Origin of the sequence: Amycolatopsis sp. FBCC-B4732 (assembly GCF_023008405.1) — a bacterium.
GTDB classification, from domain to species: domain Bacteria; phylum Actinomycetota; class Actinomycetes; order Mycobacteriales; family Pseudonocardiaceae; genus Amycolatopsis; species Amycolatopsis pretoriensis_A.
Window position 1 is genome coordinate 5,352,872 of record NZ_CP095376.1, and the last position, 20,447, is coordinate 5,373,318.

The 20,447-nt window shown below is 73.8% G+C and carries 26 protein-coding genes; 17 read left to right on the top strand and 9 right to left on the bottom strand.

Going from position 1 to position 20,447, the window contains the following annotated elements; genetic code table 11:
- The first annotated feature begins 29 nt into the window (after nucleotides 1–29).
- Nucleotides 30–581 carry a phosphatase PAP2 family protein gene (locus tag MUY14_RS22975; RefSeq protein ID WP_396126864.1) on the top strand — a complete coding sequence of 184 codons (552 nt, stop codon included), beginning with the start codon at nucleotides 30–32 and terminating at the stop codon, nucleotides 579–581.
- Here the strand turns inward: MUY14_RS22975 and zapE are convergent.
- Entirely contained in the window at nucleotides 535–1,554 is a 1,020-nt protein-coding gene (gene zapE, locus MUY14_RS22980) for a cell division protein ZapE (protein WP_247011724.1), read from the bottom strand. The genes MUY14_RS22975 and zapE overlap by 47 nt on opposite strands.
- An 89-nt stretch (nucleotides 1,555–1,643) precedes the next feature.
- Between zapE and MUY14_RS22985 the strand changes: the two genes are divergently transcribed.
- The 11 genes from MUY14_RS22985 (at nucleotide 1,644) to MUY14_RS23035 (ending at nucleotide 8,533) form a co-directional block, all read left to right on the top strand.
- Nucleotides 1,644–2,381: a pyrimidine reductase family protein gene (locus MUY14_RS22985; RefSeq protein ID WP_247011725.1), complete on the top strand. Its 738-nt coding sequence runs from the start codon at nucleotides 1,644–1,646 to the stop codon at nucleotides 2,379–2,381.
- Nucleotides 2,378–2,926 (top strand): RNA polymerase sigma factor, encoded by a 549-nt coding sequence (locus MUY14_RS22990; RefSeq protein WP_247011726.1) that lies wholly within the window; start codon nucleotides 2,378–2,380, stop codon nucleotides 2,924–2,926. Before MUY14_RS22985 ends, MUY14_RS22990 begins: the two co-directional genes overlap by 4 nt.
- Nucleotides 2,926–3,339: an Asp23/Gls24 family envelope stress response protein gene (locus MUY14_RS22995; protein WP_247011727.1), complete on the top strand. Its 414-nt coding sequence runs from the start codon at nucleotides 2,926–2,928 to the stop codon at nucleotides 3,337–3,339. Before MUY14_RS22990 ends, MUY14_RS22995 begins: the two co-directional genes overlap by 1 nt.
- Before the next feature lie 90 nt (nucleotides 3,340–3,429).
- Complete coding sequence (locus MUY14_RS23000) at nucleotides 3,430–3,867, top strand: Asp23/Gls24 family envelope stress response protein (RefSeq protein ID WP_125315829.1); 438 nt, start codon at nucleotides 3,430–3,432, stop codon at nucleotides 3,865–3,867.
- Entirely contained in the window at nucleotides 3,864–4,097 is a 234-nt protein-coding gene (locus MUY14_RS23005) for a hypothetical protein (RefSeq protein WP_247011729.1), read from the top strand. Before MUY14_RS23000 ends, MUY14_RS23005 begins: the two co-directional genes overlap by 4 nt.
- A 49-nt stretch (nucleotides 4,098–4,146) precedes the next feature.
- Complete coding sequence (locus MUY14_RS23010) at nucleotides 4,147–4,323, top strand: hypothetical protein (protein ID WP_247011731.1); 177 nt, start codon at nucleotides 4,147–4,149, stop codon at nucleotides 4,321–4,323.
- Nucleotides 4,320–4,670, top strand: a complete 351-nt coding sequence (locus MUY14_RS23015) for an Asp23/Gls24 family envelope stress response protein (RefSeq protein WP_247011733.1) — start codon at nucleotides 4,320–4,322, stop codon at nucleotides 4,668–4,670. The genes MUY14_RS23010 and MUY14_RS23015 overlap by 4 nt, the downstream gene beginning before the upstream one ends.
- 2 nt (nucleotides 4,671–4,672) lie before the next feature.
- Nucleotides 4,673–5,209 carry a DUF6286 domain-containing protein gene (locus MUY14_RS23020; protein ID WP_247011735.1) on the top strand — a complete coding sequence of 179 codons (537 nt, stop codon included), beginning with the start codon at nucleotides 4,673–4,675 and terminating at the stop codon, nucleotides 5,207–5,209.
- Nucleotides 5,206–5,805 (top strand): alkaline shock response membrane anchor protein AmaP, encoded by a 600-nt coding sequence (locus MUY14_RS23025; protein ID WP_247011736.1) that lies wholly within the window; start codon nucleotides 5,206–5,208, stop codon nucleotides 5,803–5,805. The genes MUY14_RS23020 and MUY14_RS23025 overlap by 4 nt, the downstream gene beginning before the upstream one ends.
- Nucleotides 5,806–5,831: 26 nt before the next feature.
- Nucleotides 5,832–6,911 (top strand): ATP-dependent DNA ligase, encoded by a 1,080-nt coding sequence (locus tag MUY14_RS23030; protein WP_247011737.1) that lies wholly within the window; start codon nucleotides 5,832–5,834, stop codon nucleotides 6,909–6,911.
- A gap of 74 nt (nucleotides 6,912–6,985) precedes the next feature.
- The gene (locus MUY14_RS23035) at nucleotides 6,986–8,533 is read left to right on the top strand and encodes an alpha/beta hydrolase (protein ID WP_247025213.1); all 1,548 of its coding nucleotides are present in this window, start codon (nucleotides 6,986–6,988) and stop codon (nucleotides 8,531–8,533) included.
- Nucleotides 8,534–8,614: 81 nt separating this feature from the next.
- Here MUY14_RS23035 and MUY14_RS23040 read toward each other — a convergent pair whose 3' ends face one another.
- The 3 genes from MUY14_RS23040 to MUY14_RS23050 all read right to left on the bottom strand — a co-directional run bounded on the left by MUY14_RS23040 (nucleotide 8,615) and on the right by MUY14_RS23050 (nucleotide 10,828).
- Nucleotides 8,615–9,763 carry an RNA polymerase sigma factor gene (locus tag MUY14_RS23040; RefSeq protein WP_247025214.1) on the bottom strand — a complete coding sequence of 383 codons (1,149 nt, stop codon included), beginning with the start codon at nucleotides 9,761–9,763 and terminating at the stop codon, nucleotides 8,615–8,617.
- A gap of 8 nt (nucleotides 9,764–9,771) precedes the next feature.
- Nucleotides 9,772–10,179: a YciI family protein gene (locus tag MUY14_RS23045; RefSeq protein ID WP_247011738.1), complete on the bottom strand. Its 408-nt coding sequence runs from the start codon at nucleotides 10,177–10,179 to the stop codon at nucleotides 9,772–9,774.
- Between the two features lie 406 nt (nucleotides 10,180–10,585).
- Entirely contained in the window at nucleotides 10,586–10,828 is a 243-nt protein-coding gene (locus MUY14_RS23050) for a DUF2630 family protein (protein ID WP_247011739.1), read from the bottom strand.
- Between the two features lie 85 nt (nucleotides 10,829–10,913).
- Here MUY14_RS23050 and MUY14_RS23055 point away from each other — a divergent pair, with 85 nt between their 5' ends.
- A complete protein-coding gene (locus MUY14_RS23055) occupies nucleotides 10,914–11,285 on the top strand; it encodes a co-chaperone YbbN (protein ID WP_093951826.1) in 372 nt (123 codons plus the stop codon).
- Nucleotides 11,286–11,339: 54 nt separating this feature from the next.
- Here the strand turns inward: MUY14_RS23055 and MUY14_RS23060 are convergent, their stop codons facing one another.
- Both MUY14_RS23060 and pruA read right to left on the bottom strand, forming a co-directional pair.
- Complete coding sequence (locus tag MUY14_RS23060) at nucleotides 11,340–12,269, bottom strand: proline dehydrogenase family protein (protein WP_247011740.1); 930 nt, start codon at nucleotides 12,267–12,269, stop codon at nucleotides 11,340–11,342.
- Nucleotides 12,270–12,282: 13 nt separating this feature from the next.
- Nucleotides 12,283–13,911, bottom strand: coding sequence for an L-glutamate gamma-semialdehyde dehydrogenase (gene pruA, locus MUY14_RS23065; RefSeq protein WP_247011741.1), 1,629 nt, complete (start codon nucleotides 13,909–13,911; stop codon nucleotides 12,283–12,285).
- Between the two features lie 124 nt (nucleotides 13,912–14,035).
- Between pruA and MUY14_RS23070 the strand changes: the two genes are divergently transcribed.
- Nucleotides 14,036–15,589 (top strand): CdaR family transcriptional regulator, encoded by a 1,554-nt coding sequence (locus tag MUY14_RS23070; protein ID WP_247011742.1) that lies wholly within the window; start codon nucleotides 14,036–14,038, stop codon nucleotides 15,587–15,589.
- A 19-nt stretch (nucleotides 15,590–15,608) separates the two neighbouring features.
- A complete protein-coding gene (locus MUY14_RS23075; protein WP_247011744.1) occupies nucleotides 15,609–16,265 on the top strand; it encodes a maleylpyruvate isomerase N-terminal domain-containing protein in 657 nt (218 codons plus the stop codon).
- A 53-nt stretch (nucleotides 16,266–16,318) separates the two neighbouring features.
- Here the strand turns inward: MUY14_RS23075 and MUY14_RS23080 are convergent, their stop codons facing one another.
- Together MUY14_RS23080 and MUY14_RS23085 are read right to left on the bottom strand one after the other, a co-directional pair.
- Complete coding sequence (locus MUY14_RS23080) at nucleotides 16,319–17,311, bottom strand: LLM class flavin-dependent oxidoreductase (RefSeq protein WP_247011745.1); 993 nt, start codon at nucleotides 17,309–17,311, stop codon at nucleotides 16,319–16,321.
- A gap of 36 nt (nucleotides 17,312–17,347) precedes the next feature.
- On the bottom strand, nucleotides 17,348–17,740 hold the full coding sequence (locus MUY14_RS23085; protein WP_247011746.1) for a DUF6221 family protein: 393 nt from the start codon (nucleotides 17,738–17,740) through the stop codon (nucleotides 17,348–17,350).
- A 339-nt stretch (nucleotides 17,741–18,079) separates the two neighbouring features.
- Between MUY14_RS23085 and MUY14_RS23090 the strand changes: the two genes are divergently transcribed.
- Nucleotides 18,080–18,694 carry a hypothetical protein gene (locus MUY14_RS23090; protein ID WP_247011747.1) on the top strand — a complete coding sequence of 205 codons (615 nt, stop codon included), beginning with the start codon at nucleotides 18,080–18,082 and terminating at the stop codon, nucleotides 18,692–18,694.
- A 1-nt stretch (nucleotide 18,695) separates the two neighbouring features.
- On the opposite strand, the gene MUY14_RS23095 is transcribed toward MUY14_RS23090, so the two are convergent.
- The gene (locus tag MUY14_RS23095; protein ID WP_247011748.1) at nucleotides 18,696–19,712 is read right to left on the bottom strand and encodes a DNA polymerase domain-containing protein; all 1,017 of its coding nucleotides are present in this window, start codon (nucleotides 19,710–19,712) and stop codon (nucleotides 18,696–18,698) included.
- 66 nt (nucleotides 19,713–19,778) lie between these two features.
- On the opposite strand from MUY14_RS23095, the gene MUY14_RS23100 reads away from it, so the two are divergent.
- Nucleotides 19,779–20,444, top strand: coding sequence for a TVP38/TMEM64 family protein (locus MUY14_RS23100; protein WP_247011749.1), 666 nt, complete (start codon nucleotides 19,779–19,781; stop codon nucleotides 20,442–20,444).
- The last annotated feature ends 3 nt before the right edge of the window (nucleotides 20,445–20,447 follow it).

The window sequence follows — 20,447 nt, forward strand, 5'->3', positions numbered from 1 at the left end:
CTACCCTCGCGCGGGTGAGGACGATCCGGGTGGCGGCCGCGGTCTGCGGTCTGCTCGCACTGCTGCTGGGCCTGCCCTTCGCCGGCGGGACCGCCCCCGGCACCGTCGACCGGGCCGCCGCCGCAGCCGTCGCGCACCTCGGTCCCGGCGTCGTCGGGGCCCTCGTGCTCCCGACCGAGCCCTACGTCGTCCTCGCGCTCGGCGTGCTCGCCGTCGTCCTCTGCCTCCGCGCCGGACAACGCCGGGAAGCCGCGCTGGCGCTCGCGATCCCCGTCCTGGCCATCCTGCTCACGGGCTGGCTGCTGAAACCCCTCTACGACCGCTGGAAGAACGACACCCTCGTCTACCCGAGCGGGCACACCGTGAGCCTCGTGGCCGTCCTGACCGTGCTCGTCCTCGTCACGCGCAAGGCCGTCGTGGTCGTGCTTTCCGCGCTCGCGCTCCTCGCGGCCACCGCCGGGCTCGTCGGGATGGGGTACCACTACCTGACCGACGTCGTGGGCGGGACGCTCTTCGCCGTCTCCGTCGTGCTGTTCAGCTGGCCTGCGCCGCGTCGCGTGCCAGTGCCGTCAGGCGGCTGACCGCGCGCAGGTACTTCTTGCGGTAGCCGCCGTTCACCATTTCCTCGGTGAACAGCGACGGCAGCGGCTCGCCCGAGACCACCACCGGGATCGCGCGGTCGTAGAGCCGGTCGGCGAAGGCCACCAGCCGCAGCGCCACGTTCTGGTCCGGGGCCGGGTGGACGCCGCGCAGGTGCACGCGGGTGACGCCGTCCAGCAGCCGCCCGTACCGCGACGGGTGCAGCGACCCCAGGTGCTCGCACAGCGCGTCGAAATCGTCCACAGTGGACCCTTCTTGCGCGGCGGCCGACTCCTCCAGCGCCTCGGCCGAAACCGGGGGCGGCGCGTCCGGCAGGCCGCGGTGGCGGTAGTCCGGGCCGTCGACGCGGACCACGCCGAACCGGGCCGAGAGCGTCTGGATCTCGCGCAGGAAGTCTTCGGCGGCGAACCGGCCCTCGCCGAGCTTCTCCGGCAGCGTGTTCGACGTCGCCGCGACGAACACGCCGGCGTCCATCAGCTCCTGCAGCAGCCGCGTGACCAGGGTCGTGTCGCCGGGGTCGTCGAGCTCGAACTCGTCGATGGCCAGGAGCCGGTGCGCCGACAGCCGCCGCACGGCTTCGGGGAAGCCCAGCGCGCCGACCAGGTGGGTCAGCTCCACGAACGTGCCGTACGCCTTGGGCGAGGGCACCGCGTGCCACGCCGAGGCCAGCAGGTGGGTCTTGCCGACGCCGAACCCGCCGTCGAGGTAGAGCCCCATCGGCCCGGCCGGTTCGGCCGGCCCGCCGAAGAGCTTGAAGCGCTTCTTCTCCTTGCGCGCCCCCACTTTCGCGGCGAACGCCGAGCACGACTCGACCGCGGCGGCCTGGCTCGGCTCGCCGGGGTTCGGGAGGTAGGTCTCGAACCGGACGGCGTCGAAGCGCGGCGGCGGCACCAGCGCGCCGATCAGCTCGTCGGCGGACAGCTCGGGACGGCGGCCGGTGAGGTGCGCGGGCATGGTCACGGAGCCTATCCGCCGCACTCACCCGTCCGGGCGCCCAGCCGCCCCGGTAGAGACGTGCTTCACGCCCGTGCTGGGATTGTCCCGTGCGTAGCGTGTGGCCCCTCTCGGCGGGCGAGCTGACCGGGGAAGACCTCGAAGAGATCTACGCCTACCCGGCGAACCTCGACCGGCCGTGGGTGCAGGTCAGCTTCGTCGCGTCCGCCGACGGCGCCGTCGAGGTCGACACGACGTCGGCCGGGCTGTCCCACGCCGCCGACCGGCGAATCTTTCTGCTCGGGCGCGACCTCGCCGACGTGATCCTGGTCGGCGCCGGCACCGCCCGCGCGGAGGACTACCGCGGCGTCGTCGCGGGACCGAAGCGCCTGGAGCGCCGTCGGCGCCTCGGGTTCGACGGCGTCCCGCCGATCGCCGTGGTGACCCGGACCGCGGACCTCGACCCCGCTTCCCGGCTGTTCACCGAGACCGTCGTTCCCCCGATCGTGGTCACCACGGAAACCGCGGACACCGCGGCGCTCGAAGCCGCCGGGGCGTCGGTGCTGCGGGCGGGCACCGCCGGCGTGGACCTGCCGCGCGCCCTCGACCTGCTGGCCGAGCGGGGCCTGCGCCGGATCGCATGCGAAGGCGGCCCGCGGCTGTTCGCGCAGCTCATCGCGGCCGACCGGATCGACCAGCTGTGCCTGACGGTTGCGCCGCTGCTCGTGGCCGGGACGGCGGACCGGATCGCCACCGGTCCCGGCAGCGTTCCCCGCCGGCTCGCGCTGGCGTCGATCCTGGTCGAGGACGGCTTCACGTTCCTGCGTTACCGCCGGGCCGCCGGGTGAGCGCCGACGCCGACCTGGCCACCCGGGCCGCGGCCGGGGACGAAGCCGCGTTCGGCGCGCTCGTGCGCGAGCACACGCCCCGGATGTACCGGGTCGCGCTGCGGATCACCGGCAGCGCCGCCGAGGCCGAGGACGTCGTGCAGGAGTCGTGGCTCGCCGCGTGGCGCGCGCTCGGCACGTTCCGGCACGAGTCCGCGGTGTCGACCTGGCTCTACCGCGTCGTCACCAACAGCGCGCTCGCCCTGCTGCGCCGCCGCAAGCCCACGATCTCGCTCGACGAACCGGCCGGACAGTCCACTGTGGACCTGGAACTGCTCGCGGTCCCCGGCCCCGAAGGCCGCGTCGTGCGCGCCGAGGAGGTCGACGCGGTGCTGCGGGCGATCGGCAGGCTCGAGGTGTCCCAGCGGGTGCCGCTCGTGCTGCGCGAGCTGGAAGGCCTGAGCTACGAAGAGGTCGCCGAAGTGCTCGACGTGAACGTCGGCGCCTTGCGTTCCCGGCTGCACCGGGCCAGGGTGGCGCTGCTCGCCGAGTTGAGGGAGCGGTGATGGCCGAGCAGACCGACCCCGAGCGCGACCCGCGCTGGGACGCCGTGCGCGCCGCCGCCCGGCGCCGCGTGCCGACCCCGCCCGGCCTGGTCGAGCGCGTGCTGCGGGCGGTCGCGCGCGGCGGGCGGACGGCCGTCGCGGTGCCCGGCGACGACGGTGGCCTGCGGATCACCGAACAGACCGTCGTCCGCCTGGCGGGGACCATCGCGGCCGGCCGGGCGCCCGCCGGGGTGCGCGTCTCCGCCGTGGCCGTCGAGGACGCCGTCGTGCAGGTGCTGGTGTCGGTCCGCTTCGGCGTCGTCGCCGACGAAGCCGCCGAAGCGCTGCGACGGGAGATCACCGCCGAGCTGTCCCGGCAGCTGGGCGTCGCGATCGCGGTGAACGTGCACGTCGTGGACGTCCACCCGGACTGAACATTCCCCCGATCGGGGGACCTTGCGTGAGGGATTCGCGCTCCCGGGCATCGTAAGGGCGAGAGACCGCCGCGAGAGGAGCCAGCACGCATGCACCCGGAACGGACCGAGAGCCCCGGCACGGTCACGCCGCTCAACGAGGAGGGTGCGGCCGGCCGCACCACGATCTCGTCGCTGGTCGTGCAGAAGGTGGCCGGGCTGGCCGCCCGCGAGGTCGCCGGCGTGCACGCGCTCGGCGGCGGCGGGGTGTCCCGCGCGATCGGCGCGCTGCGCGAGCGGATCCCCGGCTCCGGCACGGTGACCACGACCGGCGTGTCGGTCGAGGTCGGCGAGAAGCAGACCGCGATCGACCTCGACGTCGTCGTCGAGTACGGCGCCCGCATCACCGACGTCGCCCGCGCGGTGCGGCGCAACGTGATCACCGCGGTCGAGCAGATCACCGGGCTCGAGGTGATCGAGGTGAACATCGCCGTCAACGACATCCACCTGCCGGGCGACGAAGAGCCCGAGTCCACGCGGGTGGAGTGACCGCGCGCGGACCGGACGACCCGGAGGGCCGCGCGGCCTTCCGGGCCTTCGTGCGCACCCACCACCCGGACGTCGGCGGCGACCCGGCGGAGTTCGCGGCGGGCCTGGCCCGCTTCCGCGAGCCGGCGCCGGACTCCCGTTTCGACGCCCCGGTCGTCTTCGTGCCCCGCCGCCGCGGCCTCGCGGCGTTCTTCGCCCGCTTCCGCCGCCGCCCGCCCCGCGTGCGGTGACCGCCCCGCCGGGGCAAGCTTCCCCCCACCGCCCGTCCAAGGAGGACATGTGAACGCAACGAAGACCGGGCTCCTGGCCGGGCTGATCCTCGGCCTCGCCGCGACCCAGGGGTTCACCGCGTTCCTGGTGACACTGGCCGTCGGGATCATCGGCCTGGTCGCCGGCCGGGTCCTCGACGGCGAACTCGACCTCGGCGAACTGTTCGGCAAGGGCCGCGACAAGTGAACCGCGCCCTCGACGTGCCGCGCGAGCTCGCCGAACCGGCCGAGCGCGGCACCCTCACCATCGGCCACGCCGTGGTCCGCAAGGTCGCGCAGCACGCCGCCGACCAGGTGCCGGGCACCGCGCACGACGGCAAGAAGGGCGCGAAGGCCAAGGTCGGCGGCCTCGACAACGACGTCGACCTCGCGCTGGAGCTCGCCCTGCGCTACCCGGGCGCGGTCCGGGCGGTCGTCGGCGACGTGCGGGAGAAGGTCACCGAAGAGGTCGAGCTGATCACCGGCTACCACGTGCGGACGCTCGCCGTGACGGTGTCCGCGCTGCTGCCGGCCCCCGCGCCGCGGGTGCGGTAGCCGTGCGCCCGTTCGTCCGCATCCTCGCCCCCCTCCTCGGCCTGGCCTTCGCCGCCGCCGGGGCGGTGCTGGCGCTCGAAGTCGGCTGGCACTGGTGGCGCCCGGAAGCGGCGCCGCTGCTCGTGCCGTGGCCGCGCTGGCAAGCCGAACTCGGCGCGCTGGGCTGGGACGCCTACGCGGTCCGCGTCGGCGCCGGGGTGCTCGCCGCCGCGGGCCTGGTGCTCGTCTTCTGCGCGCTGGCCGCCGGCAGCCGTGCGGTGCGGCTCACCGACCCGGCCGAGGAAGTGAGCGTCTCGACGTCGCCGCGGTCGCTGGCCCGGCTGGTCGGGCTGACCGTGCGCGCGCAGGACAACGTCGCCGGCGCGTCCGTCACCGCGAGCGCCCGGCGGGTCCGCGTCCGGGCGAAGAGCACTCTGGAAACCGAGGGCGAGCTGCGGCCGCGGCTGCTGGCAACCGTGTCCGCCCTGCTCGACGAGGTCCCGCTGGCGCGGCGGCCGAAGGTGACCGTCGTCGTCGATTCGCCGAAGGACCACCGATGACCAAGTCCGTTGCCGCGAAGGCGCTTTCCCGGTCGTATGCGGGCGAACGCGTGCTGACGTTCCTCGTGGGGCTGCTCGCCCTGCTCGGCGGGGCGCTCGCGCTCGTCGTGGGGTTCGGCGTGCTCGGCGAGTACCGGGGCCGGCGGCCGCTGCTGGACCCGATGGCCGTCGAGTGGCTCGGGAGCCACGCGACCCCCGCGCGGATCGCCGCGATCGTGCTCGGCGTGCTGCTGTTCGTGCTCGGGCTGCGCTGGGCGCTGCGCTCGCTGCGCCCGGAACCGCGGCCGGACCTGGACCTCGACCGCACCGACGGCGCCGAGCTGGTGGTCACCGCGGCCGCGATCGCCGAGGCCGTGCAAGCCGACGCCGAACAGCTGGACGGCGTGAGCCGCGCCCGGGTCCGCGCGGTCGGCTCGCGCACCGCCCCCGCGTTGCGGATCACCCTGTGGCTGCACGAAGGCACCGATCTCAAGGGCGTCTGGGCCGGGTTGGACACGCAGGTGCTGGCCAGGGCCCGCGAATCGCTCGGCCTCGACGTCCTGCCCACCGCCGTCCGCCTGGAACTCGACACGACCGCGCCGAAACGCGTGCGCTGAGCCGGGCTTTTCCGCAGAATGCGGGCATGCCCCTACCGCTGCAGCCGCCGCTGAAGCCGATGCTCGCCAAGCCCGCGAAGGCCATCCCGGACTCCGGCGGCCTGCTGTTCGAGCCGAAGTGGGACGGGTTCCGCTGCCTCGTCTTCCGCGACGGCGACGAGCTGTACCTGCAGTCCCGCGCGGAAAAACCGCTCAACCGGTACTTCCCCGAAGCGGTGGCCCGGCTGCTGGAGGTGCTGCCGCCGCGGGTGGTGCTGGACGGCGAGCTCGTCGTCGCGCGGGACGGGCGGCTCAACTTCGACGCCCTCACCGAGCGGATCCACCCGGCCGAAAGCCGCATCACGCTCCTGGCGGCCGAGCAGCCCGCCGAGTTCGTCGCGTTCGACGTCCTCGCCCTCGGCGACGACCTCCTGCTCGACGAGCCGACGTCGGTGCGCCGCGACCGGCTCGTGGAGCTGGCGGGCGAGAAGTTCCCGCTCACCCCGGCGACCACCGACCCGGCCACCGCGCGGCACTGGTTCGAGCTCTTCGAGGGCGCCGGCCTCGACGGCGTCATCGGCAAGCCCCTGGACGAGCCGTACACGCCCGGCAAGCGCGTGCTGCTCAAGTACAAGCACGTGCGCACCGCGGACTGCGTGCTGGCCGGGCTGCGCTGGCACGTCGACGGCGGCCCCGGCGAACTGGTCGGCTCCTTCCTGCTCGGCCTGCACGACGAGGAGGGCGTGCTGCACCACGTCGGCACGGTCGGGTCGTTCCCGATGCCGCGGCGCCGTGAACTGGCCGAGGAGCTGGCGCCGTTGGTCACCGACGGCGAAGACCACCCGTGGGGCGGGCTCGCGAAGGGCGAGGGGCAGCGCATCCCGGGCGGGATCACGCGCTGGCGCGCCACCGAGCACGAGTGGGTGCCGCTGCGGCCCGAGCGCGTCGTCGAAGTCGCCTACGAGAACACCGAAGGCGGGATGCCCTCGCGGTTCCGGCACAACGCGCGGTTCAAGCGCTGGCGCCCGGACCGCGAAGCCGCGTCGTGCGACTACAGCCAGCTCGAGGAGCCGGCCCGGTACGACCTCGACGCCGTGTTCCGCGGCCAGGTCGTGCGGACCCGCTAACCCTCGTCCCACACCGGCCGTGCGAAGCTCGGCTGGCCCTGCCCTTGATCGTGCTCGACGTGAGGATCCCGCCCGTGCGCCGCCGCCGTTCCCGTGTCCTGGTCGCGCTGCTCGCCCTGGCCGCCGCCGCGGGGTGCGCCGCCGGGCCGTCGGTGCGCCCGGCGCTGGTCGAGAACGACGGGAAGACCACCGGCAGCACGCCGGCGGGGACGCCGTCGGTGCCGCTGCCGCCGCTGGCCGAACCGCAGTCGCCGACGGTGAAGTGGGCCGACTGCGACGACGACACCCGGCAGCGGATCGGCACCCCCGCGGTGCCGGACACCCTGCACTTCACGTGCGCGCGCGTCACCGCCCCGCTGGACGCCCCGGGCGAGCCCCGCCGGTCGCTGGTGCGGCTGCTGGCGCTGAAGGTGGGCAGCGGGCCGGTGCCGCTGGTCGTCGTCAACGACATCGACGGCGAACCGGGCACGGTCTACGCGGCGCGGCTGGCCGCGACGCTGCCGCCGGCGTTCCTGGAGAAGTTCTCGCTGGTCGGGGTGGATCGCCGCGGCACCGGGATGTCCGGCGCGGCCCAGTGCGTGCCGCCGGACATCCGCCACGACCTGATCGACGCCGACCCGGCCCAGGGCGGCCTGCAGGACGTGCTCGACGCGGCCCGCAAGGCGGGCCAGCAGTGCGCGATCGAGCTGGACGACTCCCAGACGGCGCTGGACAGCTGGCGCGCGGCGGGCGACCTCGACGAGGTGCGCAAGCAGCTGGGCATGGAGCGCCTGAACGCCCTCGGCCGCGGCGACGGCTCGAAGGTGCTGGCCGACTACGCGGTCCGCTTCCCCGGCCAGGTCGGCCGCGTGGTCCTCGACGGCGTCCCCGACCCGGGCGCGGACACCGCGGCCGTGCTCGACGCGGTCGCCGCCGGCGCCCAGTCCACATTGGACGCGTTCGGCACGGACTGCGCGACCCGCGGCTGCGCGCTGGGCGACCCGAAGGCGGCGCTGGCCGCGGTGACCGACCAGCTGCGCGCGAACCCCCCGCTGACCCCGGACGGCGTCGCGTTCGGCCCGGGCGTCGCGATGTTCGCGGTCTACTCGGGACTTTCGCAGCGCGCGCGCTGGCCGGAACTGGCGGACGCGCTGGTGGCGGCACGCGGCGGCAACACCGGCCCGCTGGCCGCGTTCGCGGCGCCGGTGCTGCACGACTCGCGCGCGCAGCCGTCGCGGATCGACGCGACGATCGCGACCCGCTGCAACGACAGCCAGACGCGGTTGTCGGCGGACCAGCTCGACCAGGTGGTGGCGGGGATGCGCGCGAAGTACCCGCAGTTCGGCGCGGTGGTCGCGCAGCAGCTGGCGTGGTGCGGTCCGTGGCCGGTGCGCACGGAGCCGTTGCCGGCCCCGGGAGCCCCGGGAGCCCCACCGATCCTGGTCGCGGCGACGGCGGCCGACCCGTCGACCCCGGGAGTGGGCAGCACGCGGGCGGCCGATCAGATGCCGTCGGCGGTGACGATCACCTGGCAGGGAGCGGGGCACGGCGCGGTGGGCGCTTCGCCGTGCGTGACCGACGCGGCGCGGGCCTTCCTGGTGGACGGGAAGATCCCGGCGAACGGAACCCTCTGCCCGGCCTGACGGCACGGGGTGAACCCGCGGCCGGCGAGGCAGCCCACCCGATGGAGGGCGCCGTCGCCGCAGGTCATTCCGGTCTGATGGTCAGGAGTCGCGGAGACCGGCGTTGAGCCGCGCCGCCTCGCGGGTCAAGTGCTCGACCTCCGCCACGTTCGCCGCTTTCCGGGCCGCCTCCACGTAGAGCTCCGCCGCCTTCGCCAGGTCGCCCTCGCGCTCGTGGAGGTACGCCGCCACCGCCGTGTACCGCGGCAGGTTCTCGTCCAGCTCGGCCAGCGCCGCCAGCCCGGCGCGCGGGCCGTCCGCCTCCCCCACCGCCACCGCGCGGTTGAGGCGCACCACCGGGCTCCCGGTCAGCTTCGCCAGCTCGTCGTACCACTCGACGATCTGCACCCAGTCGGTCTCCCCCGCGGTCGGCGCGTCGGCGTGCAGCGCCGCGATCGCCGCCTGGGCCTGGAACTCCCCGAGCCGATCCCGCGCCAGCGCGGCCTGCAGGATCGCCACCCCCTCGGCGATCAGCCCGGTGTCCCACAACGACCGGTCCTGCGCCGCCAGCGGCACCAGGTCACCGTCGGGCCCGAGGCGGCTGGCCCGCCGGGCGTGGTGCAGCAGCATCAACGCGAGCAGCCCCGCCACCTCCGGGTGGTCGATCGCCGCCGCCAGCCGCCGGGTGAGGCGGATCGCCTCCGCCGCCAGGTCGACGTCGCCCGAGTAGCCCTCGTTGAACACCAGGTACAGCACGCGCAGCACCGTCGCGACGTCGCCGGGCTCGTCGAACCGCACTCCCGAGACCGTCTTCTTGGCGCGGCTGATGCGCTGCCCCATCGTCGCCTCGGGCACCAGGTACGCCTGCGCGATCTGGCGCGTCGTCAGCCCGCCCACCGCGCGCAGCGTCAGCGCGACCGCGGACGACGGCGACAGCGACGGGTGCGCGCACAGGAAGTACAGCTGGAGCGTGTCGTCCTCGGCCGGCACGTCCCCGGGCGTCACCTCGGCTTCGACGACGTCCTCGCGGCGACGGCGGGCGGTCTCCGACCGGGTCTCGTCGAGGAACTTGCGCCAGGCCACCGTGACCAGCCAGCCCTTGGGGTCGCGCGGCGGGCCGTCCGCCCAGCCGCGGACGGCCTCGATCAGGGCTTCCTGGACGGCGTCCTCGGCCGCCGCGAAGGGAGCCCCGCGGCGGACGAGGACCGCCAGGACGGCCGGGGTCAGGCTGCGGAGCAGGACCTCGTCCACCGGGCCGGTCACTCCGTGATCGTGGGCAGCGGGGCCAGGCACGGGCGCAGCTCGAGCCACTCGTGGATCGGCTTCCCGCCCGCGCCCGGCGCCGCGGACAGCTCGCCGGCCAGCTCGAGCGCGCGCTCGTGGCTGTCGACGTCGATGATCATCCAGCCGGCGATCAGGTCCTTGGTCTCGGCGAACGGGCCGTCGGTGACCGGCGGGCGCCCTTCGCCGTCGAAGCGGACGAACGTCCCCTCGGGGGCGAGGCCCTGCTCGCTGACGAACTCGCCGGTCTCCCGGAGCTTGACCGCGAACTCGTCCATGTACCGGATGTGCGCGGTGATCTCTTCGGGCGTCCAGCGGTCCATCGGCACGTCGTTGACCGCCGCCGGGGCGCCGCGGTAGTGCTTGAGCAGCAGGTACTTGGCCATCGTGGTGCTCCCTCGGTGGTGGGCGACCGGCGGTCCCGGTCGCCTTCACCCCGGGGACGGAGCCGGTTCTCCGGTTTCGACATCGCCACCGAACTCTTTCGGGGGCCCGGGTGGCGAAGCCCCCGGCTCGGGGCGGAGCCCCGGGCGACACCGAACTCTTTCGGGGGCCCGGGTGGCGAAGCCCCCGGCTCGGGGCGGAGCCCCGGGCGACACCGAACTCTTTCGGGGGTCCGGGTGGCGAAGCCCCCGGCTCGGGGCGGAGCCCCGGGCGACACCGAACTCTTTCGGGGGTCCGGGTGGCGGAGCCCCCGGCTCGGGGCGGAGCCCCGGGCGACACCGAACTCTTTCGGGGGTCCGGGTGGCGGAGCCCTCGGCTCGGGGCGGAGCCCCGGGCGACACGGAAAAATTACTGGCGGTACGACTCGACCTCGGAGACCGGGCGGGCCGCGGCGTCGTCCGGGTTCTCGTGGAACTCGGTTTTCGCGCGGCGCTGCCGGAGCAGGTCCCAGCACTGGTCGAGCTGCTGCTCGACCGCGGTGAGGCGATCCTTGTCGCCGCCGCTCAGCCCCACGCCGACCGAGCGCGACCGGAGCTCGTGCTCCTCCGCGATCAGCTCGTCGATCCGGCCCAGGATTTCGCTGTCGGCCATGTCGTTCCTCCTCTTGCGGTTTGCTCGGGTGAGACGCTACCCCGGCCCCGGGAATTCCCGCCGCGCCCGGTTCGTTGACCTGGGCATGAGCACCGTTGAGCTGACTGCCGAGAACTTCGACCAGACGGTAAACGACAACGAGTTCGTCCTGATCGACTTCTGGGCGAGCTGGTGCGGCCCGTGTCGTCAGTTCGCGCCGGTCTACGAAAAGGCCTCCGAGAAGCACGACGACCTCGTGTTCGCGAGCGTCGACACCGAAGCGCAGCAGCAGCTCGCCGCCGCCTTCGACGTCCGCTCCATCCCGACGCTGGCCATCATCCGCGACAAGACGCTGATCTACGCCCAGCCCGGCGCGCTGCCCGAGCCGGCCCTCGAAGAGCTCATCAAGCAGGCTCGCGAGGTCGACATGGACGAGGTCAAGCGCAAGGCCGCCGAAGCCGAGGCCGAACAGGCCTGACCACCACCACACGATGAAGGCCGCTCCGGATCCCGGAGCGGCCTTCGTCGTACCTCAGGACCTGGTCGCGAGCCCGCGCAGGAAGAACGCCAGGTTCGCCGGGCGCTCGGCCAGCCGCCGCATGAAGTAGCCGTACCACTCGTCGCCGTAGGGCACGTAGACCCGCATGCGCGCGCCCGAGGCCGCGATCCGCGTCTGCTCCTCCGGCCGGATGCCGTAGAGCATCTGGAACTCGTGGTCGTCGTCGCGGCGGAGGTTCTCCTCGGCCAGCGCGGCGGCGATCTCGATCATCCGCGGGTCGTGCGAAGCGACCATCGGGTAACCTTCGCCCGCCATCAGCACGCGCAGGCAGCGGACGTAGGACTTGTCCACTTCGGACTTCTCCTGGAACGCGACCGACTCCGGCTCGGCGTACGCGCCCTTGCACAGCCGTACGCGCGACCCCGGCCCGGACAGCTCCCGGCAGTCCTGCTCGGTGCGCCGCAGGTAGGCCTGCAGCACCGCGCCGACCCACGGGTACTCGCCGCGCAGCTCGCGCAGGATGCCGAGCGTCGAGTCCGTGGTGGTGTGGTCCTCCATGTCCAGCGTCACGGTGGCGCCGACCGCCTCGGCCGCCGCGCAGATCTTCCGCGCGTTCTCGCACGCGACGTCCTCGCCGTTCGACGGCAGGAACTGGCCCACCGCCGACAGCTTCACCGAAACGTCGGCACCGTCCGCCAGCCCTTCCGAGGCCAGCGCCGACAGCACGGCTTCGTAGGCCGCGACGGTCGACGCGGCCTGCGCGGCGTCGGTGGTGTCCTCGCCCAGGTGGTCGAGGGTGATCCGCCGGCCGTCCGCCGCCAGTTCCCCGGCGACGCGGACGGCGTGGGCGGTCTCGGACCCGGCGACGAACCGGCGCACCACGGATCGCGTGGCAGGCACCGCCTCGACGAGCCGCCGGATGCCCTTCGAGCGGGCGGCGGCGAGCAACGGGGCACGCAGCATGACGGTCTCCCTCTCAGCCCTGGTGCGGGTAGCGCACGGAGGTCGGCGGCACGAACGTCTCCTTGATCGAGCGCGGGCTCGTCCAGCGCTGCAGGTTGAAGATCGAACCCGCCTTGTCGTTGGTGCCCGAGGCCCGCGCGCCGCCGAACGGCTGCTGGCCGACGACGGCGCCGGTCGGCTTGTCGTTGACGTAGAAGTTGCCCGCGGCGAACCGCAGCGCCTCGGCCGCCTTCGCCACGGCCGTGCGGTCGTTGGCGATGATCGCGCCGGTCAGCGCGTACGCGGCCGTCTCGTCGACGAGCTTGAGCACGGCGTCGAAGTCGCCGTCCTCGTAGACGTGCACCGACAGGATCGGGCCGAAGTACTCGGTCGAGAAGATCTCGTGCTTCGGGTTGTCCGAGACGAGGATCGTCGGCTGCACGAAGTAGCCGACGCTGTCGTCGGCGGTGCCGCCGGTCAGCACCTCGACCGAAGCGTCGTCCTTCACGCTGTCGAACAGCGCGGTGTGCTTGGCGAACGCCCGGGCGTCGATGACCGCGCCGCCGAAGTGCGACAGGTCGGTGACGTCGCCGTAGGACAGCGCCTCGGTCTCGGCGACCAGGCCGTCCTTCAGCTTCGTCCACAGGCTGCGCGGGACGTACGCGCGCGAAGCCGCGGAGCACTTCTGGCCCTGGTACTCGAAGGCGCCGCGGACGAGCGCGGTGCGCAGGACGTCGACGTCGGCGGACGGGTGCGCGAGCACGAAGTCCTTGCCGCCGGTCTCGCCGACCAGCCGCGGGTACGAGCGGTAGCCCGCGATGTTCGCGCCGACCGTGCCCCACAGGTGCTGGAACGTCGCGGTCGAGCCGGTGAAGTGGATGCCGGCCAGGTCGCGGTGGGTCAGGGCGACCTCGGAGACGGCCTTGCCGTCACCCGGCAGCAGGTTGATGACGCCCGGGGGCATGCCCGCCTCTTCGAGCAGCCGCATGGTCAGGTGCGCGGCGAAGGACTGCGTCGGCGACGGCTTCCACAGGACCGTGTTGCCCATCAGCGCGGGCGCGGTCGGCAGGTTGCCGGCGATCGCGGTGAAGTTGAACGGCGTGATCGCGTAGACGAAGCCTTCCAGCGGGCGGTGCTCCAGCCGGTTCCACACGCCCGGCGAGCTGATCGGCTGCTCGGTGAGCACGCGGCGGCCGAACTCGACGTTGAAGCGCCAGAAGTCGGCGAGCTCGCAGGCGGCGTCGATCTCGGCCTGGGTCGCGGTCTTGGACTGGCCGAGCATGGTGGCGGCGTTGAGGGTGGCGCGCCACGGGCCGGTCAGCAGGTCGGCCGCGCGCAGCAGGATCGCGGCGCGGTCGTCGTAGGACAGCGAGCGCCACTCCGGCGCGGCCTTCGCGGCGGCCGCGATGGCGTCGGTGGCGTCCTGCGCCGTGGCGCTGTGGATGGTGCCCAGCACGTGCTTGTGGTTGTGCGGCTGGACGACGTCGATCTTCTCGCCGCCGCCGGGGCGCTGCTCGCCGCCGACGGTGACCGTGAGGTCGACGGGTTCCGCCTGGCCCAGCCGCTTGAGCGCACCCTCGAGTTCCGCGCGCTCAGCGCTGCCCGGCGCGTACGTCAGCACCGGCTCGTTCTTCGGGGCGGGGGTCTGGGTCACGGCGTCCACGGCGGCTCCTCTGCCAATCCTGCTACGTCTGGATGCCCCGAACGGTAACTCCGGACACTCCCCGACGGCTTGTCCAACCGGCTAAAATCGCTCGTATGATCTTGTCCGATCGGATAGCTCGGAGATGACGTCGCTGCGACACGTGCTGGCGACGCTCGGCGAGCCGCTCGTCGAGGTCGTCGTGGCGCCGCACGGCCTCGGCGTGCCGGTCTCCGACGTCGTGATCCTCGACCCCGAAGACCCCCTGGAAGCCTCGCCGGGCGACCTGGTGCTGGTCATCGGCGCCCGCGGCCGGGCGGCGGCGCCGGCGATCCGCGCGGCCGGGCGCGGGGGCGCGGCCGCGGTGGCGGTCAAGGGCGCGACGGGCGCCGACGTCGCCGCCGACGCGGGCGTCGCACTGCTCACCGTCGGCACCGAAGCGCGGTGGGAGCAGGTCGAGTCGCTGGCCCGCGGGGTCGTCGAGGCCGCGCGGGCGGGTGGCGAGGCGGCCAGCGGCGAGGTGCTCGGCGACCTGTTCGCGCTGGCCCAGACCATCGCCACGCTCACCGGCGGCCTGGTCAGCATCGAGGACACCGCGAACCGCGTGCTCGCCTACTCGCGGGCGGGCGACGAGGTGGACGAGCTGCGGCGGCTGTCGATCCTCGGGCGCGAAGGCCCGGAACGCTACCTCGCGATGCTCCGCGAATGGGGCGTCTACCAGCGGCTGCGTGCGGGCGAGGGGATCGTGCGCATCGACGAGCGCCCCGAGCTGGGCATCCGGCGGCGGATCGCGGCCGGCATCCACGCCGGCAAGCAGCCGCTCGGCACGATCTGGGTCCAGGAGGGCGCCCAGCCGCTCACCGAACGCGCCGAAACGGCCCTGCTCGGCGCGAGCCGGACCCTCGCGCCGCAGCTGATCCGCGCCCGCACGCTGCCGAGCCCCGAACTGCGGCTGCGCGAAGACCTCCTGGCGAGCCTGCTGGAAGGGCGGCTCGACGCGGAGTCCGTCGCGGACGACATCGGCGCCGACCCGTCACGGCCGGCGCAGGTCCTCGCGTTCTCGCTGGAGCGGTCGGGCAACCGGCAGCTGCGGCGCGCGGAGCTGGTGCACCTGATCGCCGTGCACACCGCGGCCTACCGGCGCAGCGCGCTGGTGAGCGTGATCGGCGGGCGCGTCTACGCGCTGCTGCCGGACCTGCCCGAGCACTCCGACGCGGCCGTGCTGGCGCTGGCGCGCGAGATCGCCGCCACCGCCCGGCGGCACCTGGACGTCCCGGTGCGGGTGGCGCTCGGCGGCGTCGTGCCGCGCCTGTCCGACGCGGCCGCGTCCCGGGGCGACGCCGACCGCGTCCTGGCGGCGATGGCGCGCGGGCACTGGGCCGCCGACGTCGCCTCGCTGGCCGACGTCCGCGCCGAGGTGCTGCTCTCGGAGGTGCTGGCGTACCTGGGCGGGCAGCCGCGCATCCGCGACCCGCGCCTGACCGCGCTCACCGAGCACGACGCCGAGCACGGCGGCATCCTCGTCCCGGCGGTCCTGGCCTGGCTGGACGCGTTCGGCGACGTCCGGTCGGCGGCCCGGGTGCTGAACATCCACCCCAACACCGTGCGCTACCGGGTCCGCCGCGCGACCGAGGTGTCCGGAGTGGACTTCGACGACCCCGCCCAGCGCATCCTCACCCAGCTGCAGCTGAGGCTCTGATCCTGCTAGCTTCGCCGCCGTGGATCTCTTTTCGCGCACGTGGGCGGCGTTGCGCGCCGCGGTCGCTTCTCTTAACGACGAAGACTTCGCGAAGCCGTCCGGCTGCCGGGGCTGGCTGGTCCGGGACCTCGTGTGCCACCTGGTGATCGACGCGCAGGACGTGCTGATCACGCTGGTGACGCCGGCTTCGTCGGCGGTGACGCACGATTCGGTGACGTACTGGGCGGTCGGCTCCGAAGCCCCCACGGGCGACGACCCGCTGGACGCCCTGATCGTCCGCCTGGCCGCGGCGTACGAAGACCCGGCGCTGCTCAAGTTCCACCTCGACGACGTCGGCTCGGCGGCCGGGCGCGCGGCGGACCTGGCCGACCCGGGCACGCGCGTGCGCACCCAGGACATGGTCCTGACCGCGGGCGACTACCTCTCGGCGTACGTGCTGGAGTGGACGCTGCACCACCTCGACCTGGCGGCCCACCTGCCGTCGGTTCCCGGGCCGCCGCCGGAGGGACCGGCGCGGACGCGGACGGTGCTGGAGGAGATCGCGGGGACGGCGTTCCCGGCGTCGTTCTCCGACACCGACGTCCTGCTGGTGGCGACCGGGCGGCGGCCACCGACGGCGGCCGAAGCGACCGCGCTGGGCGAATTGACCGCGCGGCTGCCGTTCGTCCTCGGCTGAAAATGCGCTTGCGGTAATTCTTCGACGCGCTCTCGGCGTATCGGGAAATCGGCTCACACGAGTGCGGGAAGTTCCGCCGATCGGGCCAGTGCGGCGAATGAATCGAGCCGCGCGGATTGGTCGTACGCGGCCGTCGTCGCCAAAACCTCGTCGGCTCCCGCGGCCTCGATCAGCGCGCCCAGCCGGTCCCGCACTTCGGCCGGCGTACCGGAGATCTGGCCGTCGAGGGTCTCTTCGAGGCGGCGGCGTTCGCGGTCGGTCATCGGCGTGGCGAGGACGTCCGACGGCGGGTCCAGCGGCGGGAAGACGCCGTGGGAGCGCGAATACACCGTCGCCCAGGCCTCCGAGACGAGCAGCCGCCGCGCGTCCGCGGCCGAGTCCGCGACGGCGATCGCGCTCGACACCACGACGTACGGCTCGAGCGCCCACGCGCTCGGCCGGAACCCGTCGCGGTAGCGGTTCACGGCTTCGGCCAGCGCCCGTTTTCCGCGGACGGGCGCGATCACCAGCGGCAGCCCGAGTTCCGCGGCGAGGTCCGCGCCGGAGCCGGTGGCCAGCAGGAACGGCGGTACGCGCAGCCCTTCGGCGGGGTAGGCGTGGACGCCCGGGTAGCCGTGCTCGCCGGTGAAGAACCCGAGCAGCTCGCGCACCTGCGCGGCGAACCCGTCGGCGGCGTCCTTGCCTTGCCCCAGCGCGTCGCGGACCCCGCCGGTGAAGCCGACGGACCGGCCGAGCCCCATGTCGATCCGGCCCGGGTGAAGCGCTTCCAGCACCCCGAACTGCTCGGCGACGACCAGCGGCCGGTGGTTCGGCAGCATGACCCCGCCGGTCCCGACGCGGATCCGCGAGGTCGCCCCGGCGACGGCGGCGGCGAGCACGGTCGGCGCGGACCCGGCGACCCCGGGCACGCCATGGTGCTCGGACACCCAGAACCGGTGGTACCCCAGCCGTTCGATGCCCGCGGCGAACGCGACGGTGTCCCGCAGCGCCCGCGCGGGACCGCCGTCCCGCCGCACGGGCGAGCGATCCAGGACCGAGAACTTCACACGGGGTGCAACGCGCCGCCGTGACCGGGATTCCCGTCAGGGGCGCCAGCGCTCGCTGTAGTCCGGGTGGTCGGCGTAGGGCAGCGCCAGCAGGCGCAGGGTGAGGCACCAGTTGGAGCCGGCCTCGTCGGCGGGCACGTGGCAGGTCTCACACCAGTATTCGCTGCCGTAGAGCGGAAACCCGGGGACCTTCTCCGACACCGTGGTGCGGTGGGCGAGCAGGATCCGCCGGGTCGCTTCGATCTCGTTGATCATCTGGTTGACCGCGTCGAGGTCGAGATCGCTGAGCCCGCGGATCCGCTGCTCCACGGCGACCTTGGTCTCCCCGCGGTTCATCGCGTCGCCGGCCTTCGCCTTGTTGACGGCCTGCATGATCATCGCCTGCCGCGCGCCCACGCGCGCGGCGAGGAATGCGATCAGGTCGTCCACGAGGGCCTCCCTCCTCGAACCCGCCCCCCGGCCCTGCCCGGGGAGTCATCGATTCGGGACCGCACGTTACGCCAGCGAAGCCGGTGATCGTGATCTCGAAGAAGGCCGTGCACCATTTGTGACCCGAAAGGCGACAGCGGGCGCCCGGGTGATCACTCCGCGTTCCGCAGGGTATTTCGGGGCGGCCGATTAAAGCTTTGACGGCCAGGGCGGGAGTGGTGGGAGACACGGCTGTGTGGCTCGTTACAGCGGGTATCGGATGGGGGTATTTCCGCGCCGTTCGGTAACAGGGGGCCGGGTGGTCACGTCTGTCCTCAGCACACAGCCACGGAGGTCGCCATGTCCGTTCCCGCCCCGCAGGGGCCGTACTTCCCGCCCGAGCCGCCCCGGCCGAAGCGCCGGCGGTGGCCGTGGGTGGTCGGCGTGCTGGCCGTCCTGCCCGCGCTGGCGCTGGTTGTCGTGCTGGCTCTCTCGGTCGGCGGGAGCTCCGGCAATCCTTGCCTCGACAAGTCCCAGCAGGCCCCCTGCGCCGGCCCGGGCGGGACGTGGATCTCCGCCGACGGCGGGGTGCAGCCCCGCGGCGCCGCGGGGCCCGCCACCACCAGCCCGTCGATCCCGGCCTTCGCGGCGCCGACCACGAGCGAACCGGCGTTGCCCGAACCGGCCGCGAAGGACTACTCGGTCGACCTGGCCGTGCTGTCCAAGCAGTGCTTCGGCTCGGCGGGCTGCAACGTCGTCGTCGAACCGAAGCTGAACGCGCTCGGCGCGAGCACCCTCCTCTGGGAGTGCGACATCACCTACAGCATCTCGGGCGACAGCTCGGGCGAGCTGATCGAGACCGCGTACGCCCAGGGCGGCTCGTCCTACCGCGTCGATCGCACCTCGATGAGCACCAAGTCCGGCAAGGTCGTCCCCCAGGCGACGGTGACCGCGGTGAGCTGCCGCAAGCCGTGACTCAGTCCGGGCGGGCCTTGCTCGGCTGGACCCGCTTCGGCTCCCCCGGCATCTTCGGGTAGTCCGGCGGGTACGGCATGTCCCCCAGCCCCTCGTCCCGCAGGTCGCGCTCGTACCACTCCAGCGCCGTCTCCAGCCCGAACGCCTTCGCGTCCATCCCCGCGTGCAGGTCCCCGTGCGACGCCAGGAACGCCGGGATCGTCAGCACGTCGAAGTCGTCCGCGTCGACCTCGTCCAGGAGGTCCCACGTCAGCGGCGTCGAGACCGTCGCCCGCGGGGTGCCGCGGACCGACCAGGCCGAGGCCACCGTGCGGTCGCGGGCCGCCTGGTTGTAGTCGAGGAACACCCGGCCGCCGCGTTCCTCCTTCCACCACGCGATCGTCGCCTTCTCCGGGATGCGCCGAGCCACCTCGCGGCCGAGGGCGATCACCGCGTGGCGGACCTCGACGAAGTCCCACTCCGGGCGGATCCGGACCAGGACGTGCACGCCGCGGCCGCCGGACGTCTTCGGGTAGCCGGTCAGGCCCGCGTCCGCCAGCACCTCGCGGACCACCCGGGCCACCTCGACCGCGTCGGCGAAGCCCGCCCGGTCCGGGGGGTCGACGTCGATGCGGAGCTCGTCCGGGTGGTCGGCGTCGGCGCGGCGGACCGGCCACGGGTGGAAGTCGAACGTCCCCAGGTTGGCCGCCCACGCGAACACCGCGGGCTCGGCCGGGCACACCTCGGCCGCCTTGCGGCCCGACGGGAACGTGATCTCGGCGGTCTCGACCCACGGCGGCGCGCCCTTCGGCACGCGCTTGGCGTAGAACCACTCGCCTTCGACGCCGTCGACGTAGCGCTTCAGCGTGGTCGGCCGCTCGCCGATCGCGCGCAGCAACGGGGCGCCGACGGTGATGTAGTGCTCGACGACCTGCCGCTTCGTGATGCCGCGCTGGGGGAAGTACACCTTGTCCGGGCTCGAGACGCGGACCGTCCGCCCGCCCACCTCGTACTCGACCGGATCTCCGTGCTTCGGCATGCGGCCACGCTAGCGGTGATCCGCTCCCCGCCGCCCGCGAAAACGCCCGCCGGTAAGCTCGGGCGGGTGTCCGGCCGCACCAAGCTGATCTGCGCGCTCGCCGTGCTCGCCGTCTTCGCGGCGGCCGCGGTGCTGCTGCCGATCCCCGGTCCGGCCGAACTGCGGGCCTGGGCGGCCACCACCGGCGCCGCCACCCCGCTCGTGCTGTTCGTCGCCTACTCGCTGCTCACCGTGGCGCCGATCCCGCGGACCGTGTTCAACCTCGCCGCCGGGCTGCTCGTGGGCACCGCGGCCGGCATCGCGATCGGCCTGGCCGCCACCACCATCGCGGCGGCGCTGTCCTTCGGGCTGGCCCGCCTGCTCGGGCGCGACCTCGTCACCCGCCACCTGCACCGGTCCGCCGTCCGGACCGTGAACGACCGGCTCTCCGACGGCGGCGTCCTGGCCATCACCTCGCTGCGGTTGATCCCGGTCGTCCCGTTCGCCCCGTTCAGCTACCTCTGCGGCGTGTCGTCCGTGCGACCGTTCCCCTACCTCGCCGGTACGCTGCTGGGCAGCGTGCCCGGCACCGTCGCCGTGGTCGTCCTCGGCGACGCCCTGACCGGCGGAACGCCACCGGCGCTGCTCGTCTGTTACGGCGTGTTCGCGCTGGCCGGGGCGATCGGCCTGGTCCGGGTCTTCCGGAAACGGGCGCCGGTGCCCGCACCGGAGCCCGCCGGACCGGCTGGCTGACGC